13 protein-coding genes are annotated in these 15,332 nt (G+C 61.2%); 10 read left to right on the plus strand and 3 right to left on the minus strand.

Going from position 1 to position 15,332, the window contains the following annotated elements; all coding sequences use genetic code 11:
- Positions 1 to 18 precede the first annotated feature (18 nt).
- The 10 genes from GWR55_RS13335 to GWR55_RS13380 all read left to right on the plus strand — a co-directional run bounded on the left by GWR55_RS13335 (position 19) and on the right by GWR55_RS13380 (position 12,877).
- Positions 19 to 2,463 (plus strand): bifunctional (p)ppGpp synthetase/guanosine-3',5'-bis(diphosphate) 3'-pyrophosphohydrolase, encoded by a 2,445-nt coding sequence (locus GWR55_RS13335; RefSeq protein ID WP_162402697.1) that lies wholly within the window; start codon positions 19 to 21, stop codon positions 2,461 to 2,463.
- Positions 2,464 to 2,772: 309 nt separating this feature from the next.
- Complete coding sequence (locus GWR55_RS13340) at positions 2,773 to 4,155, plus strand: multicopper oxidase family protein (protein ID WP_238398403.1); 1,383 nt, start codon at positions 2,773 to 2,775, stop codon at positions 4,153 to 4,155.
- 18 nt (positions 4,156 to 4,173) lie between these two features.
- Entirely contained in the window at positions 4,174 to 4,989 is an 816-nt protein-coding gene (locus tag GWR55_RS13345) for a hypothetical protein (RefSeq protein ID WP_238398404.1), read from the plus strand.
- A 331-nt stretch (positions 4,990 to 5,320) separates the two neighbouring features.
- The gene (locus tag GWR55_RS13350; protein WP_162402698.1) at positions 5,321 to 6,787 is read left to right on the plus strand and encodes a hypothetical protein; all 1,467 of its coding nucleotides are present in this window, start codon (positions 5,321 to 5,323) and stop codon (positions 6,785 to 6,787) included.
- A gap of 449 nt (positions 6,788 to 7,236) precedes the next feature.
- Positions 7,237 to 8,466: a tryptophan synthase subunit beta gene (gene trpB / locus GWR55_RS13355; RefSeq protein ID WP_162403981.1), complete on the plus strand. Its 1,230-nt coding sequence runs from the start codon at positions 7,237 to 7,239 to the stop codon at positions 8,464 to 8,466.
- 4 nt (positions 8,467 to 8,470) lie between these two features.
- The gene (gene trpA / locus GWR55_RS13360; protein ID WP_162402699.1) at positions 8,471 to 9,232 is read left to right on the plus strand and encodes a tryptophan synthase subunit alpha; all 762 of its coding nucleotides are present in this window, start codon (positions 8,471 to 8,473) and stop codon (positions 9,230 to 9,232) included.
- A 157-nt stretch (positions 9,233 to 9,389) separates the two neighbouring features.
- Positions 9,390 to 9,650, plus strand: a complete 261-nt coding sequence (gene pheA, locus GWR55_RS13365; RefSeq protein WP_162402700.1) for a chorismate mutase — start codon at positions 9,390 to 9,392, stop codon at positions 9,648 to 9,650.
- Between the two features lie 56 nt (positions 9,651 to 9,706).
- Positions 9,707 to 10,726, plus strand: a complete 1,020-nt coding sequence (aroF, locus tag GWR55_RS13370) for a 3-deoxy-7-phosphoheptulonate synthase (RefSeq protein WP_162402701.1) — start codon at positions 9,707 to 9,709, stop codon at positions 10,724 to 10,726.
- 3 nt (positions 10,727 to 10,729) lie between these two features.
- The gene (locus GWR55_RS13375) at positions 10,730 to 11,599 is read left to right on the plus strand and encodes a prephenate dehydrogenase (protein WP_238398405.1); all 870 of its coding nucleotides are present in this window, start codon (positions 10,730 to 10,732) and stop codon (positions 11,597 to 11,599) included.
- Positions 11,600 to 11,632: 33 nt separating this feature from the next.
- Positions 11,633 to 12,877, plus strand: coding sequence for a threonine ammonia-lyase (locus GWR55_RS13380; protein ID WP_238398406.1), 1,245 nt, complete (start codon positions 11,633 to 11,635; stop codon positions 12,875 to 12,877).
- A gap of 267 nt (positions 12,878 to 13,144) precedes the next feature.
- Here GWR55_RS13380 and GWR55_RS13385 read toward each other — a convergent pair whose 3' ends face one another.
- Genes GWR55_RS13385 through purD form a run of 3 tightly spaced genes read right to left on the minus strand, consistent with a single transcriptional unit; the run spans position 13,145 to position 15,321 of the window.
- A complete protein-coding gene (locus GWR55_RS13385; RefSeq protein WP_162402702.1) occupies positions 13,145 to 13,639 on the minus strand; it encodes a DinB family protein in 495 nt (164 codons plus the stop codon).
- A gap of 17 nt (positions 13,640 to 13,656) precedes the next feature.
- Complete coding sequence (locus GWR55_RS13390) at positions 13,657 to 14,037, minus strand: VOC family protein (protein WP_162402703.1); 381 nt, start codon at positions 14,035 to 14,037, stop codon at positions 13,657 to 13,659.
- A 15-nt stretch (positions 14,038 to 14,052) separates the two neighbouring features.
- Complete coding sequence (gene purD, locus GWR55_RS13395; protein WP_162402704.1) at positions 14,053 to 15,321, minus strand: phosphoribosylamine--glycine ligase; 1,269 nt, start codon at positions 15,319 to 15,321, stop codon at positions 14,053 to 14,055.
- Positions 15,322 to 15,332 lie beyond the last annotated feature (11 nt).

The following is a 15,332-nucleotide window of genomic DNA, read 5'->3' on the forward strand; positions in this document are numbered from 1 at the left end:
TGCGGCCTATAATGAAACATGGCATTCGTAAATCCGGCCTCCACGAAGCCTGGAATCCAGGCGCCGCCTGAGGGCCAGTCATCGAGTCCAGCACCCGGAGCCAAGATTGAGCCCAAAGCGGCTCCTCTGGCGGTGGCTGGCAAGGCTGGTGCACGTGGGGGAGTGCCTGTCCCGAAGGTTGCTGCGGAGACGAATGAGAGCTCTGCCTCACACCTGGCCGGGCTGGCGGCCGCCGATATCAGGACCATCGACGAAAAATTTCAGAAGCTGCTGGATACCGTGCATGAGAATCGCCCGGCGGATGACCTTGAGATCATCCGCAAGGCATGGGCCTTCTGCCTGCAGCAGCACGAAGGACAGAAGCGCGCCTCCGGCGAGCCGTATGTAATTCATCCTCTTGAGGTTGGCCAGGTACTCGCCGAGCTGAAGATGGATTCGACCGCCATCGCGGCGGGCCTGCTGCACGACGCGGTCGAAGATACCGATGTCACCTCGGCGGAGATCGCCAAGCGCTTCGGAGAGCAGGTCGCCCACATCGTCGAGGGCGTCACCAAGCTGGACAAGATCAAGTTCGCCAACCGCGAAGACCATCAGGCCGAGAACATCCGCAAGATGCTGCTCGCCATGGTGACGGACGTTCGCGTGGTCATCATCAAGCTGGCCGACCGGCTGCATAACATGCGCACGCTGGAGCACCTGAAGCCCGAAAAGCAGCAGAAGATCGCCCGCGAGACGATGGAGATCTACGCTCCGCTGGCGCACCGGCTGGGCATGGGCAAGCTACGCGGCGAGCTCGAAGATCTCGCCTTCCGCTACACAGACGCCTTTGCCTACGAGCAGCTCTCGCATGAGGTCGATGCGCTGCGCGGCGCCGGTGAGGAGTTCCTGAAGAAGATCGTTACGCGCCTGGAACAGAAGCTGCGCGAGTTCAAGATCGAGGGCCGTGTGGAGTGGCGCATCAAGCGCCTCTACTCCATCCAGCAGAAGCTGCAGGACCAGAAGATTCCCGTCGACCAGGTGTACGACCTGCTGGCGATCCGGGTCATCACCCACAGCGTGCAGGACTGCTACGCTCTGCTGGGCCTTCTGCACTCCATCTGGAGACCGGTTCCGGGCCGCATCAAGGACTTCATCGCGATGCCGCGGCCCAACCTGTACCAGTCGCTGCACACCACGCTGATCGCCGAGGGCGGACACCAGTTCGAGGTGCAGATCCGCACCGAGGACATGCATCGCGTGGCCGAAGAGGGCATCGCAGCGCACTGGAAGTACAAGGCCGAAGACAACGTCAGCGCCAAGGACGAGCAACGCCTCGCCTGGGTGCGTCAGCTGATGGAATGGCAGCGCGAGATGACCGACCCCAACGAGTTCATGTCGACCCTGAAGATCGACCTGTACCCGGAGGAGGTTTACACCTTTACCCCCAAGGGCAAGGTGGTCGTGCTGCCCAAGGATGCAAGCCCGGTGGACTTCGCCTATGCCATCCACACCGAGGTCGGCAACACGACCGTGGGGGCGAAGGTCAATGGCCGCATCGTTCCTCTGCGCACCAGACTGAAGAACGGCGACATCGTCGAGATCACGACGCAGGTCGGGCACAACCCCAGCCGCGACTGGCTGAGCTTCACCAAGAGCTCCAAGGCGCGCAACAAGATCAAGCACTGGCTGAACGAGCATCAGCGCCAGCGCGCCATGGAGATTGGCCGCAAGCTGCTGGATCGCGAGGCCCGCAAGTACAAGCTGGCGCTGAACAAGTACACTGCGGCCGACTACGAGCGGGTCGCGGGCGAATATGGGCTGACGAGCGATGCCGAGCTTCTGGCCGGAGTCGGCTTCGGCAAGTACTCCTCGCGGCAGGTGCTCAACAAGCTCGAGCCGGGATCGACCGCGGCTCCCGAGCCGGCCCAGCCCGAAGCCGGAACCGTCGCCAACACCGTCGGCCAGATGTCGGACGCGGTCAAGCGCGTCTACTTCGGCAGGGGTTCCGAGTCTCTCCAGGTCGAGGGACAGGACGATCTGCTGGTCTATCGCGCGCGCTGTTGTAACCCCATTCGCGGCGAGGAGATTATCGGTTACGTTACGCGCGGCAAAGGCGTGGCGGTTCACGCAAGAAGCTGTCCCAACGTGCAGAACCTGCTTTACGAGTCGGACCGTCGCATCCAGGTCGAGTGGGCGCCGATGCCGTCGGACTCAGGAAATACTCCTTCCAAAGCGCAGACCTACCCCGTCAAGATCACCATCGTCTGCGAAGACCGCTCCGGTCTGCTCAAGGAGTTTACGGCGATCATCTCCGAAGACGGCACCAACATCCGCAGCATGGACTCAAAAGGCGCCACAGACTCCGGCGAAGCGATGGTCGACTTTGTCGTGGAGACGGTGGACGTCCGCCACCTGAACAAGATGGTTGAGCGGCTGCGCCGGGTCCCTGGAGTCCGCGAGGTCCACCGCGTCCAGAAGATCTAAGGTGTCCACCTAGGCTCGATCCTCTTTGAGGACCCCAGAGAGGCATCCTTGCGATCGATACGGATATGCAATTGCTGCAAGCCATGCGAGTGTCATCCTTCAAGCCCTATAAAAGTGTCATCCTGAGCGAAGCTTCTCGCAGCCTTATCGCGAGAAGCGCAGTCGAAGGATCTGCGGTCTGCTGGCCTCAGCGAGAATCCCTAAACGCCAGATCCTTCGACTCCGCTACGCTCAGGATGACACTTTACTGAGAGCACACTGAAAGAATGGATGATGGGGGTAGCAATACCACCCGAGCGGAGGACAGAGTTGATTTACAAGCATAACCACTTCACACGACGAAATGTCCTGAAGTTCTCCGGGATGGCCGCCATGGCCTCGGCGCTGGAACGGCTTCCCGCTCTTGCACAGTCTGCTCCCGATCACACCCTCAACATCGCTCCGTACTCGCTGGAGGTATCCCGTCGCAAATTCGTTAAGACCATTGCCTACAACCAGCAGGTCCCAGGGCCGCTGCTGCGCCTGAAGGAAGGCGTGCCCGTCACCATCGAGGTAGCCAACCACTCCAGCGACGACGAGATCGTGCACTGGCACGGCTTGTTTCTGCCCCCGGAAGTCGATGGAGCGATGGAGGAAGGCACGCCTCATATCGCTCCTGGGGCCTCGGCACGCTACACCTTTACTCCGGAGCCCTCGGGTTTCCGCTGGTATCACACCCATACCTTCGCCGGACGCAATATGAAGAAAGGCCTCTACTCGGGACAGTTCGGATTTCTGTACGTCGATCCCCGCGACAATCCAGCACGCTACGATCAGGAGTTCTTTCTGGCCCTGCATGACTGGAACGCAACCATGGTCGGCAGCGATGACGGCTCCATGAGCCCCATCTATGACTACTCCACGATCAACGGGAAGACTCTCGGCTTCGGCGAGCCGCTTCGTGTCAAAGAGGGGCAGCGAATCGTTCTGCAGATCGTCAACACCTCCGCAACGGAGCCGCACTGGCTGGCGCTGTCAGGTCACAGGCTGCGCGTGATTGCGCTGGACGGCAATCGCGTCCCTTCTCCCCAGGCGGTAGAGATGCTTCATCTCTCTCCTGCCGAACGTGTGTCGGTCGAGGTGGAGATGAACAATCCCGGCGTGTGGGTGCTGGGTGAGGTCCGCAAGCACGTGATGGCCACGGGGATGGGCATCGTCGTGGAGTATGCCGGACGATCCGGAAAGCCGGTCTGGAATCAACCGCGGACGCTGGAGTGGGATTACCTGCGCTTCGGGACCACGGAGGCGAGTTCGCAGGCGGGAGAACCTTCAGCGGAGCTTAAGGAATCTGTGATCCCCTTAACGTTCGAGTCGAAGTTTGAGGGGCACGGCGCCATGGACCGATGGATGATCAATGGGAGGTCGTTCCCACAGACGGAGACCGTAAAACTTGGATTCGGCCAGCGGTATCGACTGCTCTTCAAAAACAAGAGCATGGATGACCATCCCGTCCATCTGCATCGGCACAGCTTTGAGCTACGCAGGCTGGCCGGCAGGGAGACACGGGGCATGATGAAAGACACTATCCTGGTCAAGGCAGGCACGGAGGCAGAGGTTACATTTACAGCGAATCAGTCGGGCCTTACACTGTTCCACTGCCATCAGCAGGACCATATGGATATGGGTTTCATGATGCTGTTCCGCTGTTCCTGAGAAAGAAAGATCAAACGAATGGCATTTCTCTCGCTTCCATCGCGAAGAACAATCTGTGGTCTTTTTGTTCTGGTTCTCGGCTGCGCTCTCCACGCCAGCGCGCAGGGGAACTATGAGATCCAGGTCTACGGATCAGACACCGTTCTGCCAAAGACCACGATGGTCGAGCTGCATTCGAATTACACCGCGAAGGGCTCCCTCTTCACGACCGATGGAACCTATCCCACCAATCATCAGGAACACGAGACCGTCGAGATTACGCAGGGACTGACGAGTTGGTCTGAGGTGGGCTTCTACATCTTCACCAGCATCCAGGATGGCCACGGTATCCAGTGGGTGGGAGATCACATCCGGCCCAGGGTACGGGTTCCGGATTCGTGGCACTGGCCCGTGGGCGTGAGCCTTTCAACAGAGATTGGATATCAGCGTCCTGCCTACTCCCCCGATACATGGACGTGGGAGCTGCGGCCCATCGTGGATAAGTCGATCGGGCGATGGTACCTCGCATTCAATCCTGCCCTGGAGCGGACGTGGCACGGGCCGGATATAAGGCAGGGCCTGGGATTCTCCCCCGGGTTCAAAGTGGGCTACGACTTCACCAAGGTCATCAGTGGAGGCCTGGAGTACTACGCGGACTACGGACGGATCGGCGCTTTCGACAGCTTCAGCAATCAGCAACAGCAGATCTTCGCCGTGACCGACCTGAACGTCTCCCCGAAGTGGGAGATCAACCTGGGCGTAGGGCTGGGATCGACTGCGGCGACAGACCACCTCATCATCAAAGGCATCCTGGGAAGGCGCTTCGACTGGCACAGGCCATCGCCGGTGGAGTAACAACGAGAGCGGACGTGAAACCTGTCGGAACCCACCCGCTCAATTCCCGTTTTCCGATCGCTTTATGATTCCCGATCTTAAATGTGTCATTCCGAGCGAAGCGGCGTAGCCGCGAAGAGCCTGCCCTGAGCGAAGTCGAATGAGCCCCCCAAACACACGCGTGTCATTCCGAGCGGAGTGCGAAGCACGAAGTCGAGGAACCCCCGCATTTCGCGATGCCGAGCGGGAAGAATCTGCCTCACTTCAGGCACAAATGGCAACGTGGCACAAAAATAAGTTCGCTCTATAGTCGGATTCCGACTATAGTATCGGGATAGGTCGGAGAGCGACTATGGCGGAGTTGCACAATCCGGTGGCCCTGGTATCTGCCATGGAAGAGACGACTGCGGCGTCTTTTCCGGTATGGCCAATGACAGCGGGCGTTGCGGCGGCAGGCGTGGCGTTGAATATTGTGTGCTCGTACCTGCAGAAAGGAACACTTCCTGCGATCGCACTCCCGATCGCCGCGGCGTCGCTGCTTTTTATCGCTGCAATGATAGGCGGCGTTGCCGTTCGAATGATCTACCTGCGGGTTGTTCGCGGACAACAGAAGATGGTGACGTCCGTCGTCAGGGCTGCCTGTCTGACATCGCTATGGCTTCCGTCCTGGGCGCTCTTCATGGCGACGTCGTCACCGCTGGCGATGGCTGCCGCGGGACTCTGTCTGGCGTGCATGGGCATGTTTCTGAAGCGCGGCAGAATCGACGCGGACGCGGAGATCGTTCTAAATGCGCCGCACCAGCCCGGTACGCCGTTTCTCTTCCCCGATGGCCTGCTGGTGCGGAAGCTTCTGCCTTCGCTCTGGCTGGTGCTGCTCCTCGATGCAACAGTCGCTCTCGCTGCAGCAGGATGGTTTTTCATGGCATCCCTAACCGCGGCTATCTTTGCCGGTGTGCTGGTCTGGCGCGCGACGCTGCCCTCTGCTCCCGGGATCTTCGCGCGAAAGCTTCCGCCCAGGCCGGGTCAGGCTGCAATTGCAATAGCTGCGTTCGCCTTGACCATGATCGCGCTGCTTCCATATCTGAGGGCCGGGCTCTTTGAAAACATGTCCACCGTTGCCAAAAAGACGGCCGTGCAGGCCGGCCCGGAGGCGACGGGCGAGATCTCAAGCAAGGGATACATCGGGATCATCCTGATGCCATTGAAGGATCAGCAGAAGAAGATCGTTGCTCCCGTGCGGCGCGACTTCGTTCCGCACTTCGGGGTGAAGATCTCCGACCCGCTGGAGATTCCCTTCGACGGCCAGTACTGGTACTTCAAGTGGCCGGATAAACGACCGCGCCCGAACGCGCGCGTCGTGCGAGCCAGCTCGACAAAAACGCAGGTAAGCTCGAGCACCCGCACTCCCCTGTTAATGGAAGCGCACCAGAGGCTCATCGATCCGATGGACCTGGGCTGCTGCAGCGCAATCAACCTTATCGTCGAGAACGCCGACCAGCTGAACGGCGCCATCTCGCTGGAGCTGTGGGTGAGAAAGCTCCCCAACCCGAAGACGGCCGCGAAGCAAAGAGTAAACGCTATGACATCGGAGGATGCGCCCCATTACCTGGGCACGATGGCGATTCCATCAAGCCAGCTTCCGATCGGCGACCGTCCGAATGCCTCCGGCAGGACTGTGCCCGAGACGCTGAGTTTTCCGATTCCTGCCGGTTTAAACGGTACGGTCTTCGACGAGATCACGGTGGTCGTAAAGACCGCGCCCGAACGAGCGCGCATGGGCGCGAAGGTTGCGATCAGGAAGTTTGTGCTGGAGCCGTAGAGCTCCCTGGCCATCTTTCAATCCGTCATTCTGAGCCGCAAGGCGAAGAATCCCTGTATTTTGCCCGAAGCACCATCGGCTCTACAGGAGAAATACAGGGATCCTTCGCGTAGCTCAGGATGACGATCTCTTTGGACAAATACACCCTTGGCTGAAATTGGCTTCAGCCGTGTTTTTACTTCAGGCTTGCCCGGCGGGATAGGTCCATGTATGCTGGAAGGCAAGATGATCTCTCAATCCAGCCGATTTATCAGCTTTATTTACCGCTACTGGTATCCGGTAGCGGCATCGGCGGAGTAGGGTCTTCTGACGGATTAGCTCGGCGAAGTAAAGCTGAAGTTCAGAAAAGATTCGAAATCCACACGAGCCGCGACCAAAAAGGTTGCGGCTTTTGTTTTGCCCGGAAGGAGCACAGGATGGACGGGGCGACAGGTTCGACGACGGCAGCGATGGTGAACCCGGCAGGACCAGTGCGGTCTGCGGTGGGGCGTTTCGGGGTCTACGGCGGGCGGTATGTTCCCGAGACCCTGATGGCAGCGCTCGAAGAGCTGGAAGCAGCCTATGCGGATGCCCAGAAGGACCCGGCCTTTCAGGCTGAGCTGGACGATCTGCTGCACAACTACTGCGGTCGGCCCACGCCGCTCTACTACGCAAAGCGCCTGAGCGAACAGCTGGGCGGAGCGAAGATCTACCTCAAACGCGAAGACCTGCTCCATACCGGCGCTCACAAGATCAACAATGCACTCGGCCAGGGCCTTCTGGCCCGGCGCATGGGCAAGCAGCGCATCATCGCCGAGACGGGAGCCGGTCAGCATGGAGTAGCGACTGCCACTGTCTGCGCTCTGCTGGGCATGGATTGCGTGGTCTACATGGGCGAAGAGGACATGCGCCGCCAGGAGCTGAACGTCTACCGCATGCGCCTTCTGGGCGCGGAGGTGCGCGGCGTCTCGGCGGGTTCGGCCACCCTGAAGGACGCTATCTCCGAGGCGATGCGCGACTGGGTCACCAACGTCCGCACCACCTTCTATATCCTCGGCTCGGCCCTGGGAGCCCACCCCTACCCCACCATCGTGCGCGACTTCCACCGCGTCATCAGCAAAGAGGCGAAGCGCCAGATGCTGGAGCAGGAGGGCAAACTGCCGACAGCCATCGTGGCCTGTGTCGGCGGCGGATCGAACGCCATCGGAGCCTTCTACGAGTTCCTCGGCGACACCAACGTGCAGTTGATCGGCGTCGAAGCAGGAGGACGCGGAACGGCACTCGGCGAGCACGCTGCACGATTCCAGAAAGTAGGTGGCGGCATTCCCGGCGTCCTGCAGGGAACCTTCAGCTATGTGCTGCAGAACGACGCGGGACAGATCGCGCTGACGCACTCTGTGAGCGCGGGTCTCGACTACGCCAGCGTCGGCCCGGAGCACGCCATGCTGCACGACTCAGGCCGCGCCACCTACACCTCGGCCACGGACGATGAAGCCCTGAAGGCGACCGTCACGCTCGCACGGACTGAAGGCATCCTTCCCGCGCTGGAGAGCGCTCACGCAGTCGCCGAGGCCATCAAGCTGGCTCCCAAGATGGCGAAGAGCGATGTCCTGATGGTGAATCTCTCCGGGCGCGGCGATAAGGACATGGGGATTCTGTCGCGAGAGCTCGATCTGACAAGCGTAGGAGCGAAGGGATAGCACAATGCCGATTGAGTTCAAGCAAAAGCCGGGCCTGGTCGTTTACCTCACCGCTGGCGACCCCGATCTCGCAACGACACGCGACATTGCATTAGCCGCCATCGACAACGGCGCTGACGTCATCGAGCTTGGCGTACCTTTCAGCGATCCTCTCGCCGACGGCCCGGTCATCCAACGCGCCAGCGAGCGTTCTGTTGCAAAAGGCACGCGGCTGACCGATGTCCTTGGGGTAGCCGCAGAACTTCGCAAGGCACGCCCGCAGGCAGGCATCATCCTCTTCTCCTACCTCAATCCCGTTCTGCGCCTCGGCCTTAGTGATTTCTGCGCAAAAGCTGCCGAATCCGGCGCCGACGGTGTTCTGCTGACCGACATGATCGTCGAGGAGGCCGCCGAGTATCTCGAAGCCATGCGCGCGAACAGGCTCGCCCCAGTCTTTCTGGCTGCTCCCACATCGCCCGACGCCCGGCTGAAGGCGATTGCGGAGAACTCGCAAGGGTTCGTCTACGCCATCTCGCGTACCGGAATTACGGGCACGCAGTCGCATCTGACCAGCGATGCGTCCCAGGTAGTCACCCGGCTGCGGCAGTTTACGAAGCTGCCGATCGCTGTCGGCTTCGGGGTCTCGAATGCAGATCACGTCAAAGCCGTCGGAGAGTTTGCCGATGCCGCGGTGATCGGTTCGGCGATCGTGCAGCTGATTGAAAAGACCGAACCGGCCCAGGCTGCGGCCGCGGTGGGCAAGTTCGTTGCGGGGTTGCGCGCATGAACGCGTCCCTGTGCACCCTGCGAACCCACCTCTCGGAATCGGGATGTGGGGCGCCCAATACCCGGGCAGGGCACGCAAAACAGCCCGTTTATCATGAATGGTACCCAAATAACCCGCAGCAGGAGCACGCAACCTGGCTGCAGCGTGAGGATATTCGATGGAGATCTCTGACTGGCGGCAAAAGATCGACGAACTGGACGAGCAGATCGTTCGCCTTATCAATCAGCGTGCCGAGGCCGCAAAGGCGATTGGTCAGCTCAAGCAGAAGAGCAGCCTTCCCGTCTACGAGCCAAAACGCGAGCAGCACGTCTTTGAGCACGTCCGCCAGGCCAACCCGGGCCCACTGTCGAACCAGGAGATCGTGGACATCTACGAGCGCGTGATCGACGTCATGCGCGCGATCCAGAAGCACGACTAGGGTTTTCACAAGTTTTGTAACTTATTCCGTTTCATATTAAGAAAGCGAAAAACACGATGATCGTAGCAATGCAGGATTCGGCAACAGAAGAACATATACAACGTGTGATCGAGCGAATGGTCGAGCTCGGTTTCAACGTCCACCGCACCACCGGAGCCGCCCAGACCATTCTGGCCGGCGTGGGAACCCCGGATCACTTCGACGTGGCTGAGTTCAAGGTGCTGAGCGGCGTTCACGATGCCTATCGCATCTCCTCGCCCTACAAGCTCGCCGGACGCAACTTCCGCCCCGAAGGCACCAGGATCAAGTTCGCCAACGGTGTCGTGATCGGCGGAGAAGAGGTCGTCGTCATGGCGGGCCCGTGCTCGGTGGAATCGCGCGAGCAGATCCTTCTCTCGGCTAAACAGGTTGCTGCTGCAGGCGCAAAGTTCCTGCGCGGCGGAGCCTACAAGCCCCGCAGCTCGCCCTACAGCTTCCAGGGTATGGGCGTGGAAGGCCTCAAGCTGCTGCGCGAGGTCGCCGACGAGACCGGTCTGCTGGTCATCACCGAGGTCATGGAGATCTCGCAGATCGAGATCATGCTGCCCTACATCGACGTCTTCCAGATCGGCGCGCGCAACATGCAGAACTTCAACCTGCTGCGCGAGCTCGGCCATGTCCGCAAGCCCTGCCTGCTGAAGCGCGGCATCGCCGCCACCATCGAAGAGGTTCTGCTGAGCGCGGAATACATCCTCTCCGGCGGCAACTACGACCTGATGCTCTGCGAGCGCGGCATTCGCACCTACGAGACCGCGACCCGCAACACGATGGACATCTCGGCCATCCCCGTCCTTAAGAAGCTGACTCACCTTCCCGTCCTCGCCGATCCTTCGCACGGCGTCGGTATCCGCGACATGGTTCCCGCCATGGCTCTGGCCTCGGTTGCGGCCGGTGCAGACGGTCTGCTGATGGAGATGCACCCCAATCCCGACAAGGCCATGAGCGACGGCGCACAGAGCATGTACCCCGAGCAGCTTGAAAAGCTGGTGGCACAGCTCCGGCAGCTTGCACCGGTCGTCGGACGTTCGGTGGCATAACCCATGGCAGCAGGCATGATGGAACGTGTCCTCATCATCGGAACGGGCCTGATCGGCGCATCGACCGGTCTGGCCCTGCGCGCCGCCGGCTTCGGCGGCCGCATTGACGGATGGGACCAGAGCCTGCTGGAGCTGCGGGCCGCGCTTGAGATGGGAGCCGTCGATGGAGTCGCCGGCAACCAGTGGGGCGCGCTCGAACTCGCCCGGCAGGCCGACGTTATCCTGCTGGCCGTTCCTGTGCTTGCCATCAAGGACTGGATGAAGCAACTCTCCGAGGTCACCGAGCAGGGCCAGCTGATCACCGACGTTGGCAGCACCAAGCTCGAGATCACCGAGCTTGCCGCAGAGCTGTTCGGTCGTGAGAACCAGGCCTGCTTTCTCGCCGGGCACCCGATGGCAGGCAAGGAGTCCGGCGGCGCTCTGCTGGCCGAAGCCGGCCTGTTTCAGGGGGCGATGTGGCTCTTCACACCGGGGCCGGGCGAGCCCTCCGCGATGGAGAAGGAGTGGCGCAGCTGGGTCAGCTTCTTCGGCACCCGCACACTCGACATGGATCCCAGACGGCACGATGAGATGTGCGCCTGGGTCAGCCATCTTCCGCAGATGCTCTCAACGGCATTCGCCGCGTTGCTTGAGGACCGCTTCGGCGACGCACCCGAAATCGCAGCCATCGGCGGCCGCGCCCTGCGCGAGACGACCCGCCTGGGAGCAAGCCCCTACAGCATGTGGCGTGACGTAGCCCTGACCAACACCGAACCCATCGCTGAGACGCTTCTGGCGCTCGAGCAACGGCTGGCCCATGTACGCGAGAATCTGCGCACGCCAGAGCTGCGCGAAGAGTTTGCTCTCGCAAACCAGTTTCGTGTGCACCGATAAAGTTTTCGCCCTTCCAAGGCAAGGAGCAGCATCTTGAGTCTGACCGAACGAGCAGCACACAGCACTTCAAGCATCAGCCTGGCTGATGTCGCCGCTGCGCGAGAGAGGCTGCGCGACGCCATCTACTTCTCGCCCTGCGCGCATTCCCGCGTCCTTTCGGAACTGACCGGACAGCAGATCTTCCTCAAGCTCGAAAACCTGCAGATGACCGGCTCCTTCAAAGAGCGCGGTGCATTGAATCGCATTGCTCTTCTCACTCCCGAAGAAGCTTCGCGCGGAGTAGTCGCAGCCTCCGCAGGCAACCACGCGCAGGGCGTCGCCTATCACGCCACCTCGCGCGGCATTCGCTCCATCATCGTCATGCCGCTCGCGACTCCGCTGGTCAAGGTGACGGCTACGCGCAACTTCGGCGCCGAGGTTGTGCTGCACGGCGCCAACTACGACGAGGCCTACGAAGAGGCGCGGCGCATCTGCTCTGCGCAGAACATGACCTTCATCCACCCGTTTGACGATCCCGCCGTCATGGCCGGCCAGGGAACCATCGGCCTTGAACTGCTCGAGCAGATTCCGGACCTTGAAGCCGTGGTCGTCCCCATCGGAGGAGGCGGCCTGATCGGCGGCGTCGCCTGCGCCATCAAGGAATCGCGTCCCGGAATCAAGGTCGTCGGCGTGCAGACCTCGCGGTTACCCTCGATGGCTGTCGCGGTCGAGCAGCACCGTCCGGTCACCATTCCTCCGGCAACCACGATTGCGGACGGCATCGCGGTGCGCCGCGCCGGCGAGTTTACGCTGCCCGTGATCGAGCGCTGCGTCGACCAGATCGTCACCGTCGATGAAGACGAGATCGCCTCCGCCATCCTCGTCCTGCTGGAGCGCGAAAAGACGCTGGCCGAAGGTGCCGGAGCCGCCGGACTTGCCGCGCTGCTGCAGAAGCGCACCTCGCTCAACGGCGCTCGTACCGCCGTCGTCATCGGCGGAGGCAACATCGACGTCACCCTGCTCAGCCGCATCATCGAGCGCGGTCTGGTGCAGGACGGTCGCATGATCCGCCTGCGCATCCACCTTCTCGACAAACCCGGCGCACTCGCCGAGCTGACGAAGCTGATCGCGCACCACCGTGTCAACATCGTGGACACGCTCTACAACCGTGCCTACTACGGTGTGAACCTGGGCGACACCACCATCGACATTACGCTGGAGACACGCGGTCGCGGACAGGTAGAAGAACTGCTCGGCGCACTCGACGCCGGGGGCTACATCTACTCGCGCGTGGTCTGAATCATCTCTGCTGCGGTGCAGTCCCAACAGTCAATAACCGTCCTTCTGAGCCTCACAAACCCGTCATTCTGACCCTGAGCGAAGTCGAAGGGGGAAGAATCCCTGTATTTTGCCTGGAGCGCCGCCCCGATTCAGGGACGACTCAGCCCCTCTCACCCGGGCGTATGCCATCGCAACTGAAAAAGATACCGCCGAGTGAGACTGCCTCATGCCGACTGGATCCGTATACCCCATACAGGTGTCCTCCTGAGCGGCAGCAGACTTGTCCTACAGCGGTCTCACATCCATAAACAAATAGTCCCCATACCAACCCGTCCTATAACCATGCTGCCGAACCAGAGTGCCCAGCTGTGCATAATGCCGGACGCTGTGAAAGAGCGCATGAAAGAGAACCGTCTTGCGTGACGTCAGCAGCACGCCCGCACTCCGCGTCTGGAATTTGATCTGCTCTCCCCAATCGGTCGCGGAATCAAGTGCCCGGCGATAGAGTTCCATGGCTCGATCATGCGTCGCATAGATCGCTTCTACCGAGTCGTATGGAACATCCGCATACTCCGTCTCCGGCAGGCCGAGGATGCGCTCCGCATACCGCACCTCCACTGCAACAATGTGCTGCAGAAGCTGCGCCACGGTGGAGACCTGCATGATGTCACACGGAAGCGAGAGGATCTCAGGCTGTTCGGCGAGCAGCTTGCGCCATGCCGCGTTGGTCGCCTGATTCCACTGGAGCGCCTCACTGGCAGTCAGTACCGGCTCTGTCATCTCTCCCTCACGTACCGTCATTTCCGCAGCCGCGTCGGCCAGCCGACCCGCACCAGCGTCTCGTCAGGATCGCTGACGGAAAACTCATACATACCCCACGGCTTGTCCTCCGGCTGCTTCTTCGCCTCCAGAATCCTGTCGGCCAGCCGTAATGCCAGCTCATCGACATCGGGAGTGTAGAGGTAAAGCCCAAATGGATTACGACCCGGAATAAGCCATCCCTTCACGGCGTCGACCAGATGCAGATGACCGCCCTTGCCGTCGCTCAGGATGCGATACGTCGATTCAAAATCACTCGAACCATCCGCCCGCGCAAAACCAAGCTTCCGGTAGAACGCCTCCGAGGCATTCAGGTCGTTGCAGGGCAGAATCGCCGTAAGGCCATGCTGTGGGTCCATCCATCCCCCTTTACATCATCTGCTGAGAGCGCGGTGCCCGATGTCCCGTCGGTACTGCATTCCCTCAAACGAGATCTCCTCCAGCCGCCGGTAGATGCGCTTGAGCGCATCCTCGAGATCGTCCGACTCCGCCGAGACCGCCAGCACGCGCCCGCCCGCCGTCACCGCTTGCCCGTCCTTGAGCGCAGTTCCTGCATGGAAGACGATCACGCCGTCGCGGTCGTCCCCATCGAGCCCGCTGATGGGCAGGCCGCTGGCGTACTTGCCGGGATAGCCTCCGCTGGCAGCGATCACCGTCGCGCTCGCGCCCGGCTTCAGCCGGATCGCCAGCTCATTGGCGTTGCCGTCGATGGAGGCATTGAAGAGATCGAGGATGTCGGTCTCCAGGCGAAGCACGATGGCCTCGGTCTCAGGATCGCCCCAGCGCGTGTTGAACTCCAGCACCATAGGTCCGCGGGGGCTCATCATCAAGCCGATGAAGAGAATGCCCTTGAAGGGAGATCCCTCCGACGCCATTCCATCGACCACCTTCTGGGCGACGTTGTGCGTGATCCATTGGCGCATGGCAGGCGTCAGCAGGCCATCGGTTGAGTAGGCCCCCATGCCACCGGTGTTCGGGCCGGTATCGCCTTCGCCGACGCGCTTATGGTCCTGCGCCGCTGCAATCGGCACCGCGTGCTTGCCGTCGCACAGCGCAAAGAACGAGACCTCTTCGCCGGTAAGAAACTCCTCCAGCACAATCTCTGTCTCGGTCGAACCGAGCAGCGCTCCCGAGAACATCTGCGCAGCGGTCGATTCCGCCTCAAGACGCGTCTCGCAGATGACCACGCCCTTTCCCGCAGCCAGTCCCGAAGCCTTGACCACCACAGGCAGAGGGAAGCGCAGCAGAGACTCGCGCACCTCGTCGAGGTTGGTGCAGAGAGCGTACTCTGCGGTCGGAATGCCGTGGCGCTGCATGAACGTCTTCGAAAAAGACTTGCTGGACTCAAGCTGCGCCGCCGCCTTCGTAGGGCCAAAGACGCGCAGCCCACGTTTCTCCAACTCGTCCACCAGGCCCAGCGCCAGCGGAACCTCCGGGCCGACGACCGTGAGATCAGGCGCTTCGATGGCCACCAGGTTCACCATCGCCTCCAGGCTGTTGACGTCGACCGGAACGCATCGCGCAATCCTGCTGATGCCGCCGTTTCCCGGCGCCGCAACAATCTCGTTGACCGAAGACGACCTCTTGAGGGCCCAAACCAGGGCGTGCTCACGCCCTCCACCGCCGATTACCAGAACCTTCATCTGCCTCGCCC

It is taken from the genome of Edaphobacter sp. 12200R-103 (assembly GCF_010093025.1).
In the GTDB taxonomy this organism is placed as follows: domain Bacteria; phylum Acidobacteriota; class Terriglobia; order Terriglobales; family Acidobacteriaceae; genus Edaphobacter.

Bases quoted from the DNA above. Each gene is read 5' to 3' on its own strand.
- GWR55_RS13335 (WP_162402697.1), top strand. From the start codon at position 19: ATGGCATTCGTAAATCCGGCCTCCACGAAGCCTGGAATCCAGGCGCCG.
- GWR55_RS13345 (WP_238398404.1), top strand. From the start codon at position 4,174: ATGGCATTTCTCTCGCTTCCATCGCGAAGAACAATCTGTGGTCTTTTT.
- GWR55_RS13350 (WP_162402698.1), top strand. From the start codon at position 5,321: ATGGCGGAGTTGCACAATCCGGTGGCCCTGGTATCTGCCATGGAAGAG.
- trpB (WP_162403981.1), top strand. From the start codon at position 7,237: ATGGTGAACCCGGCAGGACCAGTGCGGTCTGCGGTGGGGCGTTTCGGG.
- trpA (WP_162402699.1), top strand. From the start codon at position 8,471: ATGCCGATTGAGTTCAAGCAAAAGCCGGGCCTGGTCGTTTACCTCACC.
- pheA (WP_162402700.1), top strand. From the start codon at position 9,390: ATGGAGATCTCTGACTGGCGGCAAAAGATCGACGAACTGGACGAGCAG.
- aroF (WP_162402701.1), top strand. From the start codon at position 9,707: ATGATCGTAGCAATGCAGGATTCGGCAACAGAAGAACATATACAACGT.
- GWR55_RS13375 (WP_238398405.1), top strand. From the start codon at position 10,730: ATGGCAGCAGGCATGATGGAACGTGTCCTCATCATCGGAACGGGCCTG.
- GWR55_RS13385 (WP_162402702.1), bottom strand. From the start codon at position 13,639: ATGACAGAGCCGGTACTGACTGCCAGTGAGGCGCTCCAGTGGAATCAG.
- GWR55_RS13390 (WP_162402703.1), bottom strand. From the start codon at position 14,037: ATGGACCCACAGCATGGCCTTACGGCGATTCTGCCCTGCAACGACCTG.
- purD (WP_162402704.1), bottom strand. From the start codon at position 15,321: ATGAAGGTTCTGGTAATCGGCGGTGGAGGGCGTGAGCACGCCCTGGTT.